At 39.3% G+C, this 22,325-nt stretch carries 17 protein-coding genes and 1 riboswitch; of the genes, 14 read left to right on the forward strand and 3 right to left on the reverse strand.

Annotation, left to right across the window (positions count from 1 at the left end):
- Positions 1 to 226 precede the first annotated feature (226 nt).
- From F3D3_RS20415 to thiT, 10 genes are all read left to right on the forward strand, one after another.
- Entirely contained in the window at positions 227 to 2,152 is a 1,926-nt protein-coding gene (locus tag F3D3_RS20415) for a hypothetical protein (protein ID WP_069876291.1), read from the forward strand.
- A 235-nt stretch (positions 2,153 to 2,387) separates the two neighbouring features.
- The gene (locus F3D3_RS20420) at positions 2,388 to 3,077 is read left to right on the forward strand and encodes a DUF554 domain-containing protein (protein ID WP_069876292.1); all 690 of its coding nucleotides are present in this window, start codon (positions 2,388 to 2,390) and stop codon (positions 3,075 to 3,077) included.
- 426 nt (positions 3,078 to 3,503) lie between these two features.
- Positions 3,504 to 4,781, forward strand: a complete 1,278-nt coding sequence (locus tag F3D3_RS20425; protein ID WP_069876334.1) for an NCS2 family permease — start codon at positions 3,504 to 3,506, stop codon at positions 4,779 to 4,781.
- A gap of 538 nt (positions 4,782 to 5,319) precedes the next feature.
- Positions 5,320 to 6,267, forward strand: a complete 948-nt coding sequence (locus tag F3D3_RS20430; protein WP_069876293.1) for a putative ABC transporter permease — start codon at positions 5,320 to 5,322, stop codon at positions 6,265 to 6,267.
- 96 nt (positions 6,268 to 6,363) lie between these two features.
- A complete protein-coding gene (locus tag F3D3_RS20435; protein ID WP_069876294.1) occupies positions 6,364 to 7,731 on the forward strand; it encodes a 5'-deoxyadenosine deaminase in 1,368 nt (455 codons plus the stop codon).
- 118 nt (positions 7,732 to 7,849) lie between these two features.
- Complete coding sequence (locus F3D3_RS20440) at positions 7,850 to 8,707, forward strand: DNA-3-methyladenine glycosylase (RefSeq protein WP_069876295.1); 858 nt, start codon at positions 7,850 to 7,852, stop codon at positions 8,705 to 8,707.
- Positions 8,704 to 9,930: an EAL and HDOD domain-containing protein gene (locus F3D3_RS20445; RefSeq protein ID WP_084389205.1), complete on the forward strand. Its 1,227-nt coding sequence runs from the start codon at positions 8,704 to 8,706 to the stop codon at positions 9,928 to 9,930. The genes F3D3_RS20440 and F3D3_RS20445 overlap by 4 nt, the downstream gene beginning before the upstream one ends.
- A 190-nt stretch (positions 9,931 to 10,120) precedes the next feature.
- Complete coding sequence (gene groES / locus F3D3_RS20450) at positions 10,121 to 10,378, forward strand: co-chaperone GroES (RefSeq protein WP_069876296.1); 258 nt, start codon at positions 10,121 to 10,123, stop codon at positions 10,376 to 10,378.
- A 28-nt stretch (positions 10,379 to 10,406) separates the two neighbouring features.
- Positions 10,407 to 12,041 carry a chaperonin GroEL gene (gene groL / locus F3D3_RS20455; RefSeq protein WP_069876297.1) on the forward strand — a complete coding sequence of 545 codons (1,635 nt, stop codon included), beginning with the start codon at positions 10,407 to 10,409 and terminating at the stop codon, positions 12,039 to 12,041.
- 168 nt (positions 12,042 to 12,209) lie between these two features.
- A riboswitch (TPP riboswitch) is annotated at positions 12,210 to 12,312 on the forward strand.
- 83 nt (positions 12,313 to 12,395) lie between these two features.
- Positions 12,396 to 12,926: an energy-coupled thiamine transporter ThiT gene (thiT, locus tag F3D3_RS20460; RefSeq protein ID WP_069876298.1), complete on the forward strand. Its 531-nt coding sequence runs from the start codon at positions 12,396 to 12,398 to the stop codon at positions 12,924 to 12,926.
- A gap of 205 nt (positions 12,927 to 13,131) precedes the next feature.
- On the opposite strand, the gene xylB is transcribed toward thiT, so the two are convergent.
- From xylB to F3D3_RS20475, 3 genes are all read right to left on the reverse strand, one after another.
- Positions 13,132 to 14,610 (reverse strand): xylulokinase, encoded by a 1,479-nt coding sequence (gene xylB / locus F3D3_RS20465; protein ID WP_069876299.1) that lies wholly within the window; start codon positions 14,608 to 14,610, stop codon positions 13,132 to 13,134.
- A gap of 39 nt (positions 14,611 to 14,649) precedes the next feature.
- Positions 14,650 to 15,963: a xylose isomerase gene (gene xylA / locus F3D3_RS20470; protein ID WP_069876300.1), complete on the reverse strand. Its 1,314-nt coding sequence runs from the start codon at positions 15,961 to 15,963 to the stop codon at positions 14,650 to 14,652.
- Positions 15,964 to 16,041: 78 nt separating this feature from the next.
- Positions 16,042 to 16,953 carry a helix-turn-helix domain-containing protein gene (locus F3D3_RS20475; protein WP_069876301.1) on the reverse strand — a complete coding sequence of 304 codons (912 nt, stop codon included), beginning with the start codon at positions 16,951 to 16,953 and terminating at the stop codon, positions 16,042 to 16,044.
- Positions 16,954 to 17,138: 185 nt separating this feature from the next.
- On the opposite strand from F3D3_RS20475, the gene F3D3_RS20480 reads away from it, so the two are divergent.
- Genes F3D3_RS20480 through F3D3_RS20495 form a run of 4 tightly spaced genes read left to right on the forward strand, consistent with a single transcriptional unit; the run spans position 17,139 to position 22,312 of the window.
- Positions 17,139 to 18,158 carry a substrate-binding domain-containing protein gene (locus tag F3D3_RS20480; RefSeq protein ID WP_069876302.1) on the forward strand — a complete coding sequence of 340 codons (1,020 nt, stop codon included), beginning with the start codon at positions 17,139 to 17,141 and terminating at the stop codon, positions 18,156 to 18,158.
- Positions 18,155 to 19,672, forward strand: a complete 1,518-nt coding sequence (locus F3D3_RS20485) for a sensor histidine kinase (protein ID WP_069876303.1) — start codon at positions 18,155 to 18,157, stop codon at positions 19,670 to 19,672. Before F3D3_RS20480 ends, F3D3_RS20485 begins: the two co-directional genes overlap by 4 nt.
- Positions 19,665 to 21,224: a response regulator gene (locus F3D3_RS20490; RefSeq protein ID WP_069876304.1), complete on the forward strand. Its 1,560-nt coding sequence runs from the start codon at positions 19,665 to 19,667 to the stop codon at positions 21,222 to 21,224. The genes F3D3_RS20485 and F3D3_RS20490 overlap by 8 nt, the downstream gene beginning before the upstream one ends.
- Before the next feature lie 32 nt (positions 21,225 to 21,256).
- Positions 21,257 to 22,312 (forward strand): substrate-binding domain-containing protein, encoded by a 1,056-nt coding sequence (locus tag F3D3_RS20495; RefSeq protein WP_069876305.1) that lies wholly within the window; start codon positions 21,257 to 21,259, stop codon positions 22,310 to 22,312.
- Positions 22,313 to 22,325 lie beyond the last annotated feature (13 nt).

A 22,325-nucleotide genomic window follows, 5' to 3' on the forward strand; every position in this document is an offset into this window, starting at 1 on the left:
AGAATGTTTTGCTTGCCATGGATAGATGACTTTTACTTAGCCATAACCCTAATATTTAACTACATACTGGCTGCCCTCAGGCACACTTAACCCATTTGTAAACGTATCTTCACCTTCTAGGATTGTGGGTGTCTCTTTGAATGTTTAAAGGTGTCCATCCTTTCCATAGACTGTATTGGGTTCTATTTTTTCTATACCGCCTATCTGCGCATCTAAATGAGATAAGTTGATAACAGCAAATCCAAAGGGCAAACAATATTCAGAGCATGCTATTGATGCAATGCTTGAAGACATCATAGCCGAAAACAAAATTCAAATTGCACCCGATGGTGGGACTTACATGATATTAGGCGAAGACACCATCACCTACGACAAATTTTACCGAGACCTTGAAAACGACTCGAAACTCTCAGAGCGGTCAAGTGCCCTTCACGACAAAGACTACTTTGAAAACACAATGGGTTTATCCGCCTATCACAATCAAGTATTAGCCGTACCCCTGACCACCTTTGACAAAGTGGGCAAATTTACCATCGAATACAGAGCAACAGACAAACCCAGCACCAATGCAAGATTTATAAGTTACAACAGAACCTCAGACCCAGCCACCTTAAAAGTCTATGTACACAGACGGCCCATAGCAGACTTTGACATCACTTACAACTACAGCGCCGCAGACATAGGCATCACCCTAAACGATCTATCCTATGACCTTGACCATGTTTCAATGGCAACTAAAGGTATTATTAAATGGGACTGGGCATACAAGATCAATGGCGAGACCACATGGCACACAGGCAAGCCTACAAATGTTAATTATAAAGACACCCTTGAAATCGCACTGACAGTCACAGACCTTGAAGGGGCGACCTCGAAGATCAATCAAAGGGTGTTTATAATGCCTGATGAAATGCCCATAACCCTGACCAGTACCCTAATCACAGAAAGACCAGAATTTAATACCCAAAGCATCCCCGCATCAGAAATTCTAAAACTCAAAGACATAAAAGTGAACACCACCTTAGCACATGGCATAGAAGTCACTTTAAAAAACAACGCTGGCACAACCCTTAAAAAGGACATTGCCTACACCAATAGCTCTACCGCTCACTACACCGAACCAAATGCAAGCGAAAGGCACTGGCATGACATCACCATAGAGATTCCAGCGTCTTACAAAGATGGGGACTATCAAATCGAACTCGCCCTAAAAGACCTAAAGACGAGCACAAGTGTAGACTATCCGATTTCGGGCGAGGACCAGATGAGCAACACACACCCTTTCAAAGTGAAGACACCCGTTAAAATCACCGCATCACTCACCGCAGAAAGTGGCAACACCTATGACCTCAAAGGCATCACAGGGCGATATTCAAACGAGACCCTCGTCAGACTCTTTTCAGGGACCCCCTATGAAAAGACCTTCGCTCTATCCAAAACCTCAGAAACGCATAAAGCGAATCGCCTAGAGGACGAAGAGACATGGAAGCGCAATATAAAAGTCATCGCAACAGATCCAGTCACAGGTGCACCAGTACCCTCTGGACAGTACACCGCAAGGTTTGAAACCCAGACGCTATCAGGGAACCGTGCCATAGATGAAGTGCCCTTTGACTATCAGCCTGTAACCGTCAAATACTTCGATGCCATAGGCTACTGGAACCACTGGCGAGGACAGACCACACTCAAGGGCGAAGTCACCACCATAGARCCCCACCGGTTTCTATCACACGAATGCGTGATCTTTGAAGCCTTAATCCAAGGGGATATAGAAARGGCGCTCCTAAGGCTCAGCCCAGAACTGGAATCCATGACCTACTGGGACAAGTACAACAACGTCTACCGCTATGAAGATGACTTTAAAACGAGATACTACTTCCCAGAACGSCTAAGACGCACCAAGAAAACCGCAGAAGGTGACCTCTGGCAATTTGAATACGCCCTGCCCTATGCAGACTCCACCCAGAGCTTTGAGAACGAGCGCCTAAAGCCGAGCTATAAAGCCACACTCTACGTCATCCCAAAGGGCGTGGACTGGAACGGTGACTATAACACAGAGGGCATGATCAAAATGGAGATCACCGACATCGACATCACAGGCAACATCTACGACCTGCTCTACATTGAGCCGGTTCGGGGGAATCGGGAATAAGGTATTCAAAAGAGACTTTCAGCATGGGGTAGATCCATGCGAGAAAGTCTCTTTTGACTTTAGGAGGGACATAAGATACCACTGTAAATTTACGAAAAGGTATACAATCGTCTCTTGAGTCTTCCAATATTAAAAAATGAGATGAAATCAGCATTCTATACACGATAAATATTGATTAGTGTCACAAAATATTCTATGATACATATTAAGAAATCGTTTTTGGGAGGCAGAATTTATGTTAGGAACCATTGTAAATGCCGTAGCCATAGTTGCTGGAGGGGCAGTCGGACTTTTGATTAAGGGTGGGCTCCCTGAGAAAGTGAGTCAATCCATCATGCAAGGCGTTGGATTATGCATCATACTTATTGGGATGTCTGGTGCACTTGAAGGCACTCAATATCTCATGGAAATTATCTTTTTTATTGTTATTGGAACGGTCATTGGAGAAATTGTTGATATTGAAAAGAGACTTGAAAAACTGGGAGACCATCTCCAAGCCAAATATGCTTCAGAAGGTTCAACTTTTAGTAAGGGATTTGTAACGGCGAGTTTGCTTTATTGTGTGGGCGCTATGGCAATTATGGGTGCGCTCGAAAGTGGTTTAAACGGCAACCATGAAATTTTATTTGCGAAGTCGATACTAGATGGTATCATCTCAATTATATTTGCTTCAACACTAGGTGTTGGCGTCATTTTTTCAGCAGTAAGTGTTTTTATCTATCAAGGGACGATTACACTCGCAGCGGGTGGATTGAAGCAATTGCTTACTGATCCCGTAGTGGTGCAGATGTCAGCAACAGGTGGGTTGCTTATCTTGGGACTGGGGATTTCTATGGTGGGGAATGTAAAATTAAAGATTGGCAATATGCTTCCAAGCGTTTTGCTGCCCATTTTTTATGCGCTCATTAAGGGCCTATTTATTTGAAATAAGCGAACATTCAGAAAAAAGTAAAAAGAAAATATCGCATGATCATTGACCTCTAGAATCAAATTGTTATCAGACAATTGTTGAATTGGAGGTTTTTTTATGCTTGAGTAATCGCGAGTTCAAACATATTAGTAAACACGAAAAAAAAACAAATAAATCAAAAAAATATTTGTCTTTTTTAAACTTGTTTGATAAAATTGTTACGTACTTTAGGATCTACAAGAGTGTTTTGATTTTGTTTTGATTTTTTATTTGAAATTATAATATGAGTGTTAAAAGTCAAAAGTTGAGTAACCCTGCGCCTGATGATGCGCTTACGGAAAGTACGTGGTATAGCATCGGATAGAGTAGGCGCGTACAACTAGATGCTGACACTCTGACCAATTATGGAGGGTATCTAAGATGGAAAAAAATGTAGGGTTCATTGAGAGGACCTTTAAACTCAAAGCACATAATACCAATGTGAAAACAGAAGCGATTGCTGGTTTTACAACTTTTATGACGATGGCGTATATTCTCATTGTTAACCCAGGTACGCTTGCAGATGCAGGTATGGATTTTGGAAAGGTTTTTACTGCTACAGCGATTTCTGCGATTATTGGCACATTGGTAATGGCGTTTGCTGCAAATCTACCATTTGCTTTGGCACCGGGGATGGGACTTAATGCTTTTTTTGCGTATACGGTTGTTATAGCGGGGCACAAGTCTTTTGAATTTGCGCTAACAGCAGTATTTTTAGAAGGTATTATCTTTTTGATATTAACACTTTTTAATGTTAGAGAAGCTATTATAAATGCATTGCCAGCTAATATTAAGCGTGCAATTTCTGTAGGAATCGGTCTTTTTATTGCCTTTATTGGCCTTGCCAATTCGGGGGTCATTATCCATGGGGACACGATCGTACAACTGGGGACAGTAACTTCTGGTTCAGGTCTATTGGCATTAATCGGCATAGTGATTGCGGGTGTGTTGCTTGCTTTAAATGTAAAGGGTGCTCTTTTCATTTCTATTATTTTAACGACGATTATAGGGTTCCCAATGGGGATTACGCACTTCCCAGAGGCGATGTGGCAATTGCCTTCAACACCGTATTTTTTTAATTTTGCGTGGGGTGAAATTTTTTCTATGGATATGCTATCTGTATTATTTGTATTTTTGTTTGTAGATATGTTTGATACAGTGGGCACTTTAGTGGGGGTAACCACTAAAGCAGGAATGCTTGAAGATGGTAAAGTGCCAAATGTAAAACAAGCTCTTTTTGCAGATGCCGTAGGCACTACTGTGGGAGCAATCTTCGGAACCAGTACGGTAACGACCTACGTCGAATCGGCTTCCGGGGTTGCTGAAGGGGGTAGAACTGGATTGACTGCTGTCGTAACAGCGGGTTTATTTGGGGTGGCATTATTATTATCGCCATTGTTTATTATGATTCCATCAGCAGCGACAACACCCGCACTTGTCTTGGTGGGGGTATTTATGATGAGTCCAATCAAAGAAATTGATTTTGATGACTATACTGAGCTCATCCCAGCATTTTTGACAATAATCATGATGCCACTGGCTTATTCAATCTCAGAAGGAATTGTATTTGGCGTACTTTCGTATGTAATCCTTAAAGTGTTCACAAATAGAGGAAAGGAAGTTCCTGTTTTAACATATATGATTGCAGTGTTCTTTGCCATTAAATTGGTCATGGGGTAGGTTGCTTTAAAGCGAATATGAATCAACTTTTGGTTTTTGATACTTTAACACATTATAGATTAAAAAATATACTGCAGGTTGCAACAGTATTGTTGCAGTCTGCAGTTTTCTTATTCTGTTAGAGGAATGGAAAAGAGAGTCTTTAGATGACAAAAATTATATATTGGTGAGGTTGTCTCTCGAGGATTGTCAGGACCAACTAATTAGGATAAAATAAAGACATGATTTTTATTTTTGAAACGGTACTAACCCTGTTTGAGCACTCATTCGATGCCTCAAATCGATTTTCACTGACAATTTTCCCGATTGAAGTCTCAGAGAAAAATCCTTTTCAAGTATTGCTGTCAAAAAAAAAATGCCTTTGCAATAAAGCAAAGGCAACAACCATATTTAAATCGGGGTTTGTGATTTAAGTATGTACAAAAAATGTTAAATGGTAAAAATTGCACGGGAATGCAATCTGCAAGTTAATTATATCGAAATGTGGAGCAAAAATCAATTATAAATCACAATTAATTATTATTTATCGGAGGCAATGATGGCAACAGACTTCACAACACTCTTTTTAGTATTTGTGTCATATGCTTTTATTGGTTGGATAACTGAGGTTCTTTACGCGTTTTATATAGAACATAAGTGGATCAATAGAGGTTTTTTATATGGTCCTTTTTGTCCAATTTACGGTGTAGGTGCCATAGCGATCATCAGCATCGTAGAGGTTTTTAATCTTTACATCATGAAAAGTAGGCCGTTGTCTTTAATAGAAATGTTTTTTCTGGTACTCTTGATCACATCGGCTATTGAGTGGTTGACAGGTTACTTTTTAGAGAAAATATTTCATGCGCAGTGGTGGGATTATTCCAATAATAAGTTTAACATAATGGGTTATATTTGTTTGAAATTTTCGATCTGTTGGGGGGCGATTGGTGTATTTGTGATCAAAGTTGTCAATCCTTTGATTATGAGAGGCTTATCTTATTTGGAAGGACCAATGTACACCAATATAGGCATTATGCTAATGCTTTATTTTGCCCTTGACGGGTATAAAACAGTTAGAGGTATGATAGACCTCAGAAACTTAATTTTAGAGCTTGAGAGATTCAGTGTGCAGTTTAAAAATGACATTGAAAGGATAAGCATGCCTATACGACAAGATTTCGAACGTGTTCGCGGAGATTTTGAAGAGAAACGTCAGGCACTTTCAGCAGAAATAAAAGAGAAAATGAGCGATTTCGAAGATTTTAATGGTGATCTAAAAGAAAAAATTGAACATGAAGTTAGAGAACGCTTCGATTTTGTAGAATATAACCTAAGAGATGCAATTGAAAAAAAACAAGTTGAAGCTGCAAATATTAAGGCAGAGCTTGCAGAAAAAATTTATGCACTAAGGCTCTATCGGGCGTTTCCAAAGATGAAATCCATGAAGTATCCAGATCTTTTAAGACCCGTAAAGGAAATTCAGCAACGCCGAAGGAATTCTAAATAATGGAAAACGAATTGGAAGGTTTTTATAATGAACTCCGTAGCAATATCTTATAGACTTATAATGTAAGTTGACAGACAAAATCAGATATGGAGTTGAATGATGAAAAGAGTGCTGGGTAACGGTTTGATTGTGACCATGAATCAAAATCGCGAAGTGTTTTACGGAAGTGTTTTAATAAAGGATGAAGTCATTGAGCGCGTGATCAAGCATGATCCGTTTGAAAACTTAAAGGATTTGAAAAATGGGATTGGTGAATTTGATGAACTTATAGATTGTACAGGGCAATTGATATTACCGGGGTTAATACAAACACATACCCATTTGACGCAGACACTTTTTAAAGGTCTCGGGGATGATTTACAATTAATGGACTGGTTACAGACAAAGATTTGGCCATCGGAAGCTGCACACACGGCCGAGACGAACTACATTTCATCCAAAGTGGGTATTGGTGAGCTTCTAAAAGGAGGCACGACGACGATTGTCAATATGGAGTCGGTCAATCATACGGAATCCAGCTTTGAAGCCTTGAAGGAAATGGGGATACGCGCTATTAGTGGCAAATGTATGATGGATTATAATGAAGGTGTTCCCAAAGGGCTCATAGAAAGTTTAGAGGTGTCCCTTTCTGAAAGTGAAAGACTGCTTAAAAAATGGCATCAAACGCATAATGGGTTAATTGAGTATGCATTGGCACCTCGATTTGTGGTCTCTTGCTCAGATGAATTGCTAAAAGCAAGTGTAAAGATGAGCAGGACGTACGGCGTTAGACTTCATACGCATGCTTCAGAAAATAAAGGTGAGATTGCAATTGTTAGAAGACGAACTGGTATGGAAAATATTGATTATTTAAAGCGGATTGGTTTTTTAGGAAAACATGTGATTTTAGCACATTGTATTCATCTAAATGATCTTGAAGTGCAACATTTGATAGATTCTGAGACAGTAATAGCCCATTGTCCGAGTTCCAACATGAAACTGGCATCCGGATTTGCCCCAGTTCACGCGATGTTACAAAGAGGGGCAAAGGTGACTTTGGGTGCAGATGGAAGTCCTTGCAACAATGAACTCAATATATTTATGGAAATGCGCATGGCTGCTCTGATTCACAAAGGCAATCAACTTGATTCAACCATCATGAATGCAAAAAGTGTCTTTGAGATGGCGACTATAAAGGCGGCAGAAGCACTTGGAAAAGAATCAGAGATCGGGAGTGTGGTAGAGGGCAAGCATGCAGATCTCATCACACTGCGAATTGATAAATTGGAATCGATGATGGTACCTTTAAATGCGGAGAATGTTTATGCTCAGATTGTATACAATGCATCCAGTAGAGATGTTTGCCATACGCTTGTCAATGGGGCTTTGTTAGTAACTCATGGGCAGTTGGTAAACGTGTCAGAAGCTGATTTGTATCTCGATGCTAAAAAAGCAATTATAAATTTTATAAAAGACCCAAAATGAATTTGGAAGCATCCCGAACAGTCGAATCTTATGATTGAAAAGGGATGCTTTTTCTTTTGATGTTATGGCTATTTTGATCCATATAAGATATAATATTACCAATGATTAGGGAGGCGATATGTTTTTAAAATCGAATGGATTTAGTCCTATTTTCACGTTTGAATGTGGTCAGTGCTTTAGATGGAAGAAAATAGGCAGTCAGTATATAGGTGTTGTTAAAGGTGCAGTTATAAGCATTGAAGAGAATGGTCTCGGTTATGATATTAAAATAGAACAAGCCATTGCTCAGGTTTCAGACAACGCCATAGCGCATTATTTCGATGAAAGCGCAGATTATTCCCGAATTTTAAAAGTACTGTCTGAAAAAGACGATTACTTAAAGACTTCAACCGAAGCTTATAGAGGTCTAAGGTTATTAAATCAAGATCCCTTTGAAGCTTTGATCACTTTTATTATTTCTGCTAATAATAATATCCCCAAAATTAAAATGAGTGTAGAAGCACTGTCGCAAAGATTTGGAACCTACATTGGGGATCATAATGGACAGCCCTATTACAGCTTCCCAACGGTAGAAACACTTGCAAAAGCTTCGCTTGAAGACTTAAATGTCAAGGGAATAGGCTATAGGGCCAAGGCCGTATCGTTAACTGCAAAGCGGATTGTGGATGAACAAATAGATTTGTCGACATATCAGCAGTATAATTACACAGATGCAAAAGCTGAACTAATGAAATTTTATGGTGTTGGAGATAAAGTAGCCGATTGTGTACTTCTTTTTAGTTTGAATCATAAAGAAGCTTTCCCGATAGACACATGGGTTAAAAAAATGTTGCAGACTTTTTATAATGTTGAAGATCAAACGAGAGCATATCAAGCATTTGTGGAGGAATATTTCACAGAATACGGGGGTTATGCACAGCAGTTTCTTTTCTATTATATGAGGGAAAACAAGAATGGGATCGGTGGTGAAAAATGAAAACAATGGACGTGTTTTTGGCAAGACAACCAATCTTTAATAGCAAGAAATGCGTTGTCGCATATGAAATATTGTATCGTCAAGGGGTAAAAAATGTCTATCATGAAGATTACGATGGCGATCTTGCCACTACAACGGTTGTATCAGATGCACTTGTGAATTTTGGCATAGAGGGCCTTACAAATGACAAAAAGGCTTTTATTAACTTTACCAAAAATTTGATTATGGAAAATTTACCGCTTTTGATTCCACCCGAATCATTGACCATAGAGATTCTCGAAACCGTGGATGTGGATCGTAAATTTGCAGAAAAAATCAAGTATTTGAAGGGCAAAGGCTACACGATTGCGCTTGATGATTTTATTGACGATGAGAAATTTGATGTCATTATGCCTTATGTGGATATTATCAAAGTAGATTTTTTGGTTCTGGGTTATGAGGGCAGAAAAATAGTAGCTGATAAATATAAAATCAAGGGCATTAGACTCTTAGCTGAAAAAGTTGAGACATACAAGGATTTTGAAGAAGCCGTAAGTTTAGGATATGAGCTATTTCAAGGCTTTTTCTTTGAAAAACCTGTGGTATGTAGAAGTAAGGGCATCAACGTAGCGACGTTTAATTATATGGAGATTTTAAAAGAAACCGTTAATGAAGAACCAAGTTTTGAAAAACTGTCTACAATTGTAAAGAGTGATATGTCGTTGACCTATAAATTGCTGAGACTTATCAATTCGCCAGCATTTTATAGAAGTAGTGAAATCACGAGTATCAACCATGCTTTGACCATGCTTGGATTAAATGAGATTCGAAAATGGGTGACACTCATTATGCTCAGAGATGTGAGTTCAGAAAAGCCAGAGGAGATCATTAAAGTATCTCTCATCAGAGCTATTTTTTCAGAGCAGGTATCGCCCTATTTTGGACTCGAGAAGAGAGAGATGGAGTCTTTTCTATTAGGTCTTTTTTCGCTTATTGATACCATTATGGAAAGGCCGTTGTTTGAAGTTTTAGAACAATTACCACTCAAAGAAGATGTGAAAAGTGCCCTGATGGGGGTCAAGAACCCATTTCATGACTTGATCAAACTTCTAAAGTATTATGAAAAAGGCAACTGGGATATGATTATTGAGATGACGACCCAGCATTCAGTGGACTATTCTGTGATCAATCAACTCTATTTAGACTCCGTGATTATGGCATCTAAAATGATGAATGAGGCTTAAATTTAAACAAATTGTTAAATTGTTAGCACTCTGTTAAAATGAGTGCTAAAACTCTTGATTTTTTAGAGGACTTGTATTATGATGAGGATGTGCTCTAAATAAAGAGTTATCAATTGCTATTTTGTATGCTTTGGTAATGGCAAATGATTTAGAGAAATATGTAATTTGAATGTTTAGAGGAGGCAATTTTATGTTAAAACCATTAGGGAAACGCGTTATTATTAGGAAATTAGAGGCAGAAGAAAAAACTGCAAGCGGTATCGTATTACCATCACAAGCAAAAGAAAAACCACAAATGGCAGAGATTGTGGCAATTGGTAAGGAAGTTGACGAAGTTAAAATCGGAGACAAAGTTGTTTTTAAAAAGTATGTGGGTACTGAAATTAAAGTAGATAATGAAGAGTTGACAATCTGTGAGATTGAAGACATTTTAGCAATTTTAGAATAAGCAAAATCGGATGTAGGAGGAATGAAACATGGCTAAAGAGATTAAATTTGGTGAAGACGTTCGCAAAAAATTAGAAGCAGGCGTTGATAAATTAGCAAATACAGTGAAAGTAACTTTGGGACCAAAAGGCCGTAATGTTATTTTAGAAAAAAAATATGGATCACCATTAATTACAAATGATGGTGTGACTATTGCAAGAGAAATTGAGCTTGAAGATGCTTATGAAAATATGGGCGCTCAGTTGGTTAAAGAAGTTGCAACCAAAACAAATGATGTTGCTGGCGATGGTACGACAACTGCAACACTTTTAGCGCAAGCTATTATAAGAGAAGGTTTAAAAAATGTAGCGGCGGGTGCTAATCCAATGATCCTTAAAACGGGTATTGAAAAGGCTGTTTCTGTGGCTGTTGAAGTGATTAAAAGCGAAAGTATTCTCATTGAAAATAAAAAAGACATCGAAGATGTTGCTTCTATTTCTGCGGCAGATCGCACAGTGGGTGCTATTATCTCAGAAGCGATGGAAAAAGTAGGTAAGGATGGCGTTATCACTGTTGAAGAATCTAAGACAAATACAACTCAACTTGAAGTGGTTGAAGGGATGCAATTTGACAGAGGTTATTTATCGCATTATATGGTAACGGATCCTGAAAAAATGGTGGCACTTCTTGAAAATCCATACATTTTGATTACAGATAAGAAAATCACAAATATTCAAGAAATTTTACCAGTACTTGAGCAAATCGTTCAAGGCGGGGGCAAATTATTGATTATTGCTGAAGATATTGAAGGCGAAGCTTTGACCACTTTAATTGTCAACAAACTCAGAGGTACATTTGATTGTGTTGCAGTAAAAGCACCAGGTTTTGGTGATAGAAGAAAAGCAATACTTCAAGATATTGCAATCTTAACAGGTGGCGTTGTAGTTTCTGACGAGCTTGGTTACGAACTTAAAACGACAACGCTTGATATGTTAGGTCGTGCAAAATCGGTTAAAATTGATAAAGACAACACGACGATCATTGATGGCCTTGGCGAAAAAGCACTTATCGAAGAACGTGTGGGTCAAATCAAGATACAACTTGATGAAAGCACTTCTGAATTTGATCGTGAAAAATTACAAGAAAGACTTGCAAAACTTGCAGGTGGCGTTGCTGTAATCCAAGTAGGCGCTGCAACTGAAGTTGAAATGAAAGAGAAAAAATTGAGAATTGAAGATGCGCTTAATGCTACACGTGCTGCCGTTGAAGAAGGTATTGTACCGGGTGGTGGTACAGCATTTATCGCTGCAATTTCAAAAATATTTGATTTGGCAGAAACTTTGATGGGTGATGAAAAAACAGGCGCGTTAATTATTGCAAGAGCACTTGAAGAACCGGTTAGACAAATTGCCTTTAATGCGGGTCTTGAAGGATCAGTTGTAGTTGAAAAAGTAAAAAATGCAGAGGCGGGTATTGGATTTGATGTTCTCAAAGGTGAGTATGTCAATATGGTCAAAGCAGGTATCGTGGATCCTACTAAAGTAACACGTTCTGCACTTCAAAATGCAGCTTCTATTTCAGCAATGTTCTTAACAACTGAAGCTGGTGTGGTTGATATCAAAGAAGAAAACGACATGTCAGCTATGGCTGGTGGCATGGGCGGCGGCATGGGCGGCATGATGTAGGCGAAATACGAAGTAATTCTCAGGGCAAGAGTCCTCGCTTCGCTGCGGATTGCCCTTCGAACAACTTCGTATTTCTTGACATGAAGTGATTTAGCGTTCTCATGAACCATTTCACATTTGAATTTTTGCAGGTTTTGTGTTACACTGTGAGAGTAAAAATAAAATATAGGATTCACCTAGGGGTGCCTTTGGCTGAGAGCGTAGTTTGATACGTAACCCTTTGAACCTGAACTAGGTAAAACTAGCGGAGGAAAGTGTGGAAAAACGAGTTTTAGACCATACGCTTATCTGTGTATGGTCTTTATTATTATTTGTTTTGTTCCACCATTTTGAGTCGGAAATGGAGGTTGTATTATGGAAAGAAATTCAAGTGTTAAAGTAAGAATGCTCGTGGAAGGGGCAATGATGATTGCCATCGCCACTATTTTGAGCTTAATCAAGGTTGCAGAAATGCCTTATGGGGGCTCTGTAACCGCAGGGAGTATGGTGCCAATTCTAATCTATGCCTATAGATGGGGCGGTGCACAAGGTATTTTAGCAGGATCAGTTTATGGCATCATTCAGTTTATGATGGGGCCCTATGCAGCACATCCCATCTCAATTTTGTTAGATTATCCAATTGCATTTGGAGCATTAGGGATCATGGGATTTATTGCGCATAAAACAAATGATCTAAAAAAAATATTTACAGGTGTGGCAGTTGCCATTTTAGGCAGATTTGTAGCACATTTCTTGTCGGGCGTGATTTTCTTTGCGATGTTTGCACCCGAAGGTATGTCACCAGTACTTTATTCAATAGGATACAATGCAGCATACCTCGTACCAGAAATGATTATTTCGATGATCGTATTTGGGCTTCTCTACAAGCAACTCAATAAGTTATAAAAAACATAAAAAGGTGTATCATATAATACTCAATCCGCAGGCAAAGCCGAGGACTTCTTGAGTATTTAAAAAGACGAAGTTTAAAAGAAGCCCTGCTAAAATGAATGAAAAAACATTTTAACAGGGCTTCTTTTCGATTGATCACTGAGCTGTAGAATTCTATATTTTAAGATGTAATCCCTAAGGGGGAGTGGATTACATCACTTTAAAACCAAGGTTCAAGCGCCTTATAAAGCCCTTGATAACGCCTGTATAGATCCGCATAAAACTGAACATCTGCGCGCTCTGGATTTATCGCATCAAGTGGTTTTACGATTTTATCGCAAGCTTCTTCCACACTTTCAAAGGCACCAGCACCTACAGCTGCTAAGATAGCCGCTCCAAGTGCACCGCCTTGATCGGTGTTGATTCGGCGTACAGATAGGTTGAAAATTGTGGCAATGATTTTGAGCCAGAAGTCACTTTTTGAACCGCCACCAATTACTCTGATCTCATCCATGGGCACCTGAATTGCTCTTAAGATTTCAAGAGAATCTTTCAGTCCAAAGGCAACGCCTTCAAGGATTGCACGTGTGAAATGACCACGCGTTGTAGTCGGCGTCATACCGATAAAGGTGCCTCTTGCATCTGGGTTGGCATAAGGCGTCCTTTCGCCAGTAAGATAAGGCAAGAACAGAACGTGTTGATCAGATGTAGGCACAGCTTCTGCTTCTGCGAGTAAGGTCTTAAAAGGCACATCGGCATTAACTGTATCCGTCCACCATTTAAGACAATTCGCAGCTGAGAGCATAACGCCCATAGAATGATAGCGCCCATTGGCATGACAAAAGGCGTGAAGTCTCAATTGCTCATCCATGGCAAACTGATCATGAGCGGCAAATACCACGCCTGAAGTGCCAAGCGTCACAGAGACGATGCCTTCTTTAACCGTACCTGTGCCCACGGCACCCGCAGCTTGATCACCTGCGCCGCCCACGACGCTGATTTTACCTAAGGCGTTTGATAAACCTAACAATTGTAGGGCTTCATCTGTGACTGTGCCAGTGACCTCATAAGACTCATAGAGATCAGGGAGCATATCGGAAGTAACGCCTATAAAATCACAAAGGGGCTGCGACCATTTTTTGTTCTGAACATCTAAAAGGAGCATGCCAGAAGCATCTGAATAATCCGTAGCATATGTGCCAGTGAGTTTAAACCGAATATAGTCTTTAGGCAATAAGATGTGCCTAATTTTCTTAAAGATTTCAGGTTGATGCTTTTTGAGCCAAAGAACTTTAGGCGCTGTAAAACCTGTAAGTGCTTGATTTGAAACAGTTTCTGCAAGGCCAGAAAAACCAAAATGAGCTGTGATTTCATCACATTCGGCCTGAGTCCTTTGATCACACCATAAAAGTGCAGGGGTTAAGACCTGATTGGCTTCATCAAGTGCCACAAGGCCATGCATTTGACCGCTAAATCCGATACTGGTGATATCACCAGTATGAATCGATGGGTTTTGAAGTAGGTTATGAACGGCTTTGAGGGTGCCTTGCCACCAATCTTCAGGGTTTTGTTCAGCCCAACCCGGTTTCGGATAGGCGATGGGATATTCTGCTGAGCCTTCTCCTAAAAGATGACCACTTTCATTGACCGCAATCACTTTAACCGAGGATGTACCCAGATCGATACCTAAAAAGATCATAGTGCCTCCTTTTTGTTCATTTTATGAGGATTATACATTTTATGCATTGAAAATGGCATCGTTCACAACAGATTCAAGCCATTCTTGTTTAGCGGATTTATTATGGAGGTTTTTATTATGGAGTGCATATTCTGTAAGATCCTCAAAGCCAACAGTGCCTGCGATGATTTCTTGACCAATGCCTGAGTTATAGCTTTCATAACGTTTGGCAACAAAGGCTTCGATTGTACCTTCAGTAATGAGCTTATCCGCTACTAAAAGGCCCTTGGCAAATGAATCCATCCCTACAATATAACCGATGAACAAGTCCTCAAGTTCAAAAGAACCTCTTCTGAGTTTTGAATCAAAGTTTAAGCCACCTGGTGCAATACCGCCATTTTTAAGCACTTCAAGCATACAGTAAGTTGCACTGTAAATATTGGTTGGGAATTGATCTGTATCCCAGCCTAGGTGATCATCGCCCTGATTGGCGTCAATACTGCCTAAAACCCCATTGATACGGCAAAGGTTGAGTTCGTGTTCAAAAGTGTGCCCCGCTAGTGTTGCGTGATTTGCCTCAATGTTGAGTTTGAAATCGTCTTGTAAATTGTATTTTCTAAGGAATCCAAGCACCGTAGCGGTGTCAAAATCGTATTGGTGTTTTGTGGGTTCTTTTGGTTTCGGTTCAATGAGCAGTTGCCCAGTGAAGCCGATTTTCTTTTTATAGTCAACAGCCATTTTGAGGAAACGTGCATAGTTGTCGTTTTCAAGTGCCATGTCTGTATTGAGGAGAGATTCATAACCTTCACGGCCTCCCCAGAATACATAATTTTCACCGCCGAGTCTCATGGTAATGTCCATCGCTTTTTTGACTTGAGCCGCTGCAAATGCAAAAACATCTGCATTACATGAAGTCGCCGCGCCGTGTACAAATCTTGGGTGTGAGAAAGCGTTTGTTGTACCCCATAAAAGTTTAATGCCCGTTTTTTTCATAAGCGCTTCAATGTGGTCTACAATAATATCTAAGTTTGCGAATTTTTCTTCTAGTGAATTGCCTTCTGGTGCAATATCGAGGTCATGAAAACAGAAATAATCGATGCCCAGTTTGCTCATGAGTTCAAAAGCAGCACTCGCTCTGGCTTTTGAGAGTTCAAGACCTTCGAGTTCATCCCAAGGCCGTTCAAATGTACCTTGACCAAACATATCTACACCTGCACCTGTGAGTGTATGCCAATAACTTAAAGCAAATCTAAGATGTTCTTTCATTGGCTTGCCTGCCACAGACTTGTTTGCATCATAATATTTAAAAGCAAGTGGATTTTTAGAGTGACGTCCTTCAAAAGGGATATTGCCGATCGTATTAAAATATGACATAAAAACCTCCTATAATCATTTAATACTCTAAGTATAAGCGGTTTTGCTATTTTTATCCGCAACAATCTTGTGCCTTTTTCATGACAATGTTGCGGATATTTCATCAAAAGCAGCCTCTTGATCAAAAGGCAGATGAATGGAACCTACAGGTGCGCTTGGGATGGAAAAATCGAGTTTATGAGACTCTAACCGCAGTGTTTTAGAGGTGTGTCCATAGCGTTTGCGGATAAGGGCATTTAAGTATTTTGGATCTGAAAAACCAGAAGTCATGGTGATGTCTAATATGCTCATGTCAGTGCTCAGAAGCAGATGAATGGCGTGTGTCAGTCTTACAGAACTGAGGTAGTCTTGAAAACTTATGCCCATATGCTGTTTGATAAAATGGGAAAGATGATATTTACTAATGTGGAGTTTAAAAGCCAGTTGCTCTAAATTTATTTTTTCATTAAAATGAGATTCCACGTAATCAATCACATATTTTAAACGGTTATAAGCATCTGTTCGCGAGGAAAGCCGGGTGGATTCTAAAATTTCATAGGGAACAGATTTTAGTAAGGTGGCAACAAATTCGAGCACATAGGCATTTAAAAGATAATCTGAATAAATTTGTTCATTAAAGCTCTCCAAATACATTTTGAACATAAGATCACGAATTTCTGTTTTTAGATGATCGATTATGACGTTATGAAATTGAAGTTTGGACATGAGATTCTGCTTGATCGAGATGGCTGAAGGGGTTAATTGGATGATGAGCAGTATATTTTGATCGACTGACAAATCAGTAATGCTGTGTATTTCATAGGCGTTAATGACACACAACTCCCCTTGTTTAACCTCGTGTGAAGCTTGACCAACCTGTAGCCTGATGATCCCTTTGAGGACATATATAATTTCTAAATCCGAATGAAAATGATGAGAACGATGTCCAATGCTCAGTAAAAAAAGCTTATAAGGTAAGCCTTTACGGTGCTCAATATTTTCAAATTCCATAAAATCACCTCACAGAAAAACATACTCTAAATAGAGTCCCTAATATATCTCTATTTTAGCATGTTTTTTGTCATGAGTAGCACAGAAATCAAGCTGAAGATTATTAATCTTAATAAAATGCTATACAGATGCAAGGAACAGTCGTATATAATAAAGAGAGGATCATGACATCACAAGGGGGTTCTATGCAATCTAAACAACATATTTTTTTAAAGGCGATTATCTTTGTGACCAGTGTCATCTTTGTGATTACTTTTCTATTGTCGTTTTTTTATTCCAGCACCATCAATCAAAGTAAGAATAGAATGGACCTTTCCACAGGCAGTAATATACATTTTGCAGTGGTTTTAATTGGTAATGAAACACAGTTTATTGAAAAACTTCAAAAAGGAATTCAGAAGAGTGCAGATGAAAGTCATGTGGAGGTAGAATTTTTTACTGTAAAAACTGTTGAAGAAGGCACTGAGATGATTAAGCTACTCATAACAGCAGGCGTGGATGGCATCATCACACAAGGGATACATGAGATGGCGTTCATTGAAGTTTTGAAAGAAGCCAAGCAGTCGGATATACCGCTTGTACTTGTTTACTCAGATGAGCAGACAGCCGTTAGGGATGCTTTCGTTGGGATTAATCCGTTTGATATGGGTATTAAAGCAGCAACACTTTATCAAAAATCAGAGCCTGAATTTGGAAAAGTGGTTTTTATCACTCAATCCTCAGCAGATTCAAGTGAAGATACCACCAGTAAACTTCAGATGCTCGGTTTTATGGATGTCTTTGAGACCCTACACAGATCCAGTCTGGTAATCGTCAAAAAATCCGAACCGACTTTATTAAGTGCGGAAGGGATTGCAGCAGAAATGTTTTTGGGGAACAATGATATTGCAGGGATTGTCTGTACTAATGAAGTGGATACTATTGGGGTAACTCAAGTGGTCATCGATCTGAATCAAGTGGGACGTGTGAATGTGATTGGAACAGGGTTGACACCGCAAATAGCGGATTATATTAACAAGGGGATTATCTATGGAACCTTGTATAGAAATCCTGAAAAAATGGGGTATATGGCGCTAAAAGCTTTGATTACAATCTTAAATCAAACCAGTGGAAAAAGTGAACAAATGGATTACATTGATTTACAAGTGGAGGTCATCACTAAGGAGAACTTGGAATCCTATATGAAGATAGAGGCAGTCAAATGAGATTAGACAGTATTCGAAAAAAAATGATGGTCTATTTTACGTTGGTGATGCTCATGAGCGGCATGATCAGCGTTTATATTTCGTACAATTCAAGGATGCTGTTTGATGAAATTGACGATATGTTTAAATTTTCTCTGCTCTTTGATGACGTGGAGAACAAATTAGAAGGTTCTCAAGAAGCATTAATGGCTTATGTGGAGACGAAATCATCCGATTCGTTAAATACTTATATAGAAAGCAGCGAGGACCTCGCGAAATTGACAACTGTTTTGCTTCAAAAGTACACTCAAAAACGTGGGGCGCTGTCACTTGAAAATGTCAACAATATGGTCGTCAAATACAATCAATATTCGGCAGAAGCCATTGTGGCAAAGCGAGGGCGTGATATTGAAGCTTGCCGAAAGGCTTATGATCTCGCCAGTGAAACATATGGCAATATTCAGAAGATCATTGATGAACTCAAATTGATACAATTGGATCAAAATATTGCGATCTATGAAAGTTTGGCAACGAATAGTCAAAAGATTCAAAATTTCAATCTCATCATGATTATAGACCTGATTTTACTCACTATGGCACTTGTTTACCAAGTGACCTATAAGATGACCACCCCAATTATTAAGCTTTCAAATGCAGCAAATGAGATTTCAAAAGGGCATTTTGATGGTGAGACCATTATTGTGGAAAGTGAAGATGAGGTTCAGATCATGGCGATTGCCTTTGAAGAAATGCGGCAAAATATCAAAAAATCTATAGGAGACTTAAAGCGCACCAATGAAATTGAAAGTAAACTCTTTGAAAAAGAGCTTCAAACGGTGAAGATGCAGACGCTTCTAAACGATGCAGAACTCAGGTCACTTCAATCTCAGATTAACCCACACTTTCTTTTTAATTCACTCAATGCAGGGGTTCAACTGGCAATGATGGAAAATGCAAATGGGACGCTTGAATTTTTGGAGGATATGTCTGCCATATTTAGGTATAATATCAGACCCCTTGATGAATTGGTCAAAGTACGGGAAGAGGTGGATACCATCAGAGCTTATTGTAACATGATGAAAGTTAGATTTGGACAAGCACTAGAGTTTAGTCTAAATGTGGAGGATGCCATACAAGAGGTTGATATCATGCCGCTAATTATACAACCCGTGGTTGAGAATGCATTTATCCATGGGATCGGAAAGAAAGAAGGGGGCGGTTCTGTACACATTAATATAGTTCAAGAAAATAGCGCAGATCAACAGTTCATCGTTTTCAGGATTGAAGATACTGGAGAGGGCATGTCGCAAGAAAAAATCAACAGAATTTTTTCAAAGGGGTCCAGTGATCAAACTGCATTAAAACACCCTCAGAAAAGCCATTCATCCGGTATTGGTGCGGGCAACGTCCTACAAAGGCTAAAATTATTTTATAATGATCAAGCAAAAGTTGAAATCAAAAGCGAGCTCGGCAAAGGGACAACTTTCACGATCAAAATACCTGTTTTAGATAGGGAGGCGGCTTTAGATGTATAAAATTTTAGTGGTGGATGATGAACAGATTGTTCAAAATGCAATCCGATATATCGTGGAAAATCGAAAAGATGGTTTAGCGGTCTGCGGTGTAGCTTCAAATGGTAGAGAGGCTATCATACAGGCCAAAGCACTAAAACCAGAAATCGTCTTTATGGATATTAGGATGCCGGGCATCAATGGCATCGATGCCATGAAAGAGATTAAACATCATTTGCCCGAGACGCGATTTGTCATCATCTCTGCCTATGAACAATTTGAATTTGCAAAACAGGCAGTGCAGCTCGGTGTTAAGGAGTACTTACTCAAGCCTATAAATCGTGGTAAGCTCAATGGCATATTAGATCAAATTGTCTTAGAACTCAATCAAGACCAAGCGCAACGCGAACGGGATCTTGAAACGATAGAAAAATTGCAAAAGATGATTCCTTATATTGAAACAAGTTTCATCTATTCAATCATTTCGAATAATGACCGTATTGAGGAGATGAAACGCTATTTTAATCTGCTTGAGATGACCTGTGAATCAGGCTTTATGATGATCATTCAAGTGATACAAGCCGAGCAGAACGCCGTTATTGAAGATTTAGAGCTGCATGCGCACTATCCTCATATCAGAGATGTGATTAAATACAAATGTCATGCAATTGTGGGGCCGATGATGCTCAATAAAATCGTGGTATTTGTTGCTAAGAAAAAATCTGAAAATGTCTATGATTTAAGACTTGAAAGTGCAAATTTGGGAGAATATATTCAGCACGAATTAGAACAAATTAATGGTTTTGAATGTAAGATTGGCATCAGCGCTGTTAAGAATATAGGAGAACTCTTTTATGCCTATGGCGAAGCGCAAAAGGCCCTTGCTAGCAATGACGCGTTATGCGTGACGCATTTTGAGGATTTGTATGGAGAGCAGGGCGATAGGATTCAAGTGATAAAAACTCAAAATCAATTGATTGAACATATGGAAAAAGGACAGCTTAATCACGCACTGAAGTGCTTTGATCTCTTGTTCCAAAGAATCTGCAATCAACAGGAGCGGTTATTAGAACTGGTGGTTTTAATCTATAGAGTTGCTTATGACGAAGGCGTGGAAGAAGATGCCATTATCAGGTACGATCACTATTTAAAAGAAATGATTGCGCTGAGCAACACTTGTGATCGCCAAAGGTGGCTGATCAATCGCATTAAGTACATTACAGAGCAAATTAGCAAAAACAAAAGTAAGAAGTGTTCTTTTATTGTGGAACGCGTTAAGAGGGCGCTAGAACAAGAATACCATACAGAGCTATCTCTAGAGGGGGTTGCAAGGTCTTTAAATATTAGCCCTCAGTATTTGAGTAAACTTTTTAAAGAAGAAACAGGGCAAAACTTCATTGAATATTTAACGCATATTCGAGTGGTTATGGCACAAACGTTGATGAAGACATCGCACAAGTCTGTAAAGGAAATTAGTTTTGAAGTGGGCTATTCGGATCCTAATTATTTCAGCAGATTGTTTAAAAAACAAACGGGATTAATGCCAACGGAATTTATACATCAAGTCAAAAGATAATGCCTAAAATAATCAATGTGAGGGGGAAGCACATGACCATTAAAAAAGGTATTTTGATCTTATTAGTTTGTACCTTTATTGGAGGGATATTATGTTTTACACAAAAACCGATACTACAAGATGATGATCAGGTTAAAATTGGATTTTTAGTGGATTCGTTAGTGATTGAAAGATGGCAAAAAGATCGGGATATTTTTATTTCAAAAGCGAAGAGTTTAGGCGCAGAGGTGATTTTAAAGAACGCCAATGAAGATGCTGAAATCCAAATTGAGCAAGTCAAAGAGCTTATAGAACAAGGGGTTGATGCCATTGTGATCATTCCTTATGACAGAACTTCTATTGGACCAGCGCTCAAACTTGCTAGGCGCAATAATATCAAAGTGATCTCGTATGATAGACTTGTGGAGAAAGGCAGTGTGGATCTATATATTTCTTTTGACAACGTGTTGGTGGGTCAAATGATGGGGCGTCAAATTTTTGAAAAAGTGCCGTCGGGGAACTATGTCATCATCAATGGCTCCCCTAAGGATCACAATGCATTTATGTTCAATGAGGGATACATGTCGGTTTTAAAGCCAGCGATGGACTCAAATCAGATTCACGTGGTCAAAGAAGTCTGGGCAGAGGATTGGCGGGAGATATATGCTTATGATGCGGTCAGTGCGTTACTGGATTCTGGCGTCGAAATTAACGGGATAATAGGGGCAAACGATGATCTTGCAGAAGGGGCTATACGAGCACTTCTTGAACGTCAATTGGCGGGAATGGTCTATGTTGCCGGGCATGATGCTAATTTATCAGCTTGTCAGCGTATTGTGGAAGGCACGCAATATGTGACTGTATATAAGCCCATTAAAAATTTAGCGCAGAGGGCGGCAGAGATCGCAGTTGAAATGGTGACCGCAAATGGGGAGAAGATCTATTCAGAGGATACCATTTATGACGGTGAACGCGCAGTCCCCTATATAAAACTTATGCCGAAACTTGTAACTAAAGACAACTTGGTCAATGTGGTTATCAAAGATGGTTTTCATCTATTAGAGGATGTGTACAGGAATATTCCGAAATCTGAGTGGCCTAGTGAATAAACGAGAACTAATG

The sequence above is a fragment of the Fusibacter sp. 3D3 genome, assembly GCF_001748365.1.
GTDB lineage: Bacteria > Bacillota > Clostridia > Peptostreptococcales > Acidaminobacteraceae > Fusibacter_A.

What these genes read in the sequence shown, in the direction of transcription:
- F3D3_RS20430 (WP_069876293.1), top strand. Translation starts at nt 5,320, where the DNA reads ATGGCAACAGACTTCACAACACTCTTTTTAGTATTTGTGTCATATGCT.
- F3D3_RS20490 (WP_069876304.1), top strand. Translation starts at nt 19,665, where the DNA reads ATGTATAAAATTTTAGTGGTGGATGATGAACAGATTGTTCAAAATGCA.
- F3D3_RS20480 (WP_069876302.1), top strand. Translation starts at nt 17,139, where the DNA reads ATGCAATCTAAACAACATATTTTTTTAAAGGCGATTATCTTTGTGACC.
- xylA (WP_069876300.1), bottom strand. Translation starts at nt 15,963, where the DNA reads ATGTCATATTTTAATACGATCGGCAATATCCCTTTTGAAGGACGTCAC.
- F3D3_RS20440 (WP_069876295.1), top strand. Translation starts at nt 7,850, where the DNA reads ATGTTTTTAAAATCGAATGGATTTAGTCCTATTTTCACGTTTGAATGT.
- F3D3_RS20445 (WP_084389205.1), top strand. Translation starts at nt 8,704, where the DNA reads ATGAAAACAATGGACGTGTTTTTGGCAAGACAACCAATCTTTAATAGC.
- xylB (WP_069876299.1), bottom strand. Translation starts at nt 14,610, where the DNA reads ATGATCTTTTTAGGTATCGATCTGGGTACATCCTCGGTTAAAGTGATT.
- F3D3_RS20485 (WP_069876303.1), top strand. Translation starts at nt 18,155, where the DNA reads ATGAGATTAGACAGTATTCGAAAAAAAATGATGGTCTATTTTACGTTG.
- groL (WP_069876297.1), top strand. Translation starts at nt 10,407, where the DNA reads ATGGCTAAAGAGATTAAATTTGGTGAAGACGTTCGCAAAAAATTAGAA.
- F3D3_RS20420 (WP_069876292.1), top strand. Translation starts at nt 2,388, where the DNA reads ATGTTAGGAACCATTGTAAATGCCGTAGCCATAGTTGCTGGAGGGGCA.
- F3D3_RS20435 (WP_069876294.1), top strand. Translation starts at nt 6,364, where the DNA reads ATGATGAAAAGAGTGCTGGGTAACGGTTTGATTGTGACCATGAATCAA.
- groES (WP_069876296.1), top strand. Translation starts at nt 10,121, where the DNA reads ATGTTAAAACCATTAGGGAAACGCGTTATTATTAGGAAATTAGAGGCA.
- F3D3_RS20475 (WP_069876301.1), bottom strand. Translation starts at nt 16,953, where the DNA reads ATGGAATTTGAAAATATTGAGCACCGTAAAGGCTTACCTTATAAGCTT.
- F3D3_RS20495 (WP_069876305.1), top strand. Translation starts at nt 21,257, where the DNA reads ATGACCATTAAAAAAGGTATTTTGATCTTATTAGTTTGTACCTTTATT.
- thiT (WP_069876298.1), top strand. Translation starts at nt 12,396, where the DNA reads ATGGAAAGAAATTCAAGTGTTAAAGTAAGAATGCTCGTGGAAGGGGCA.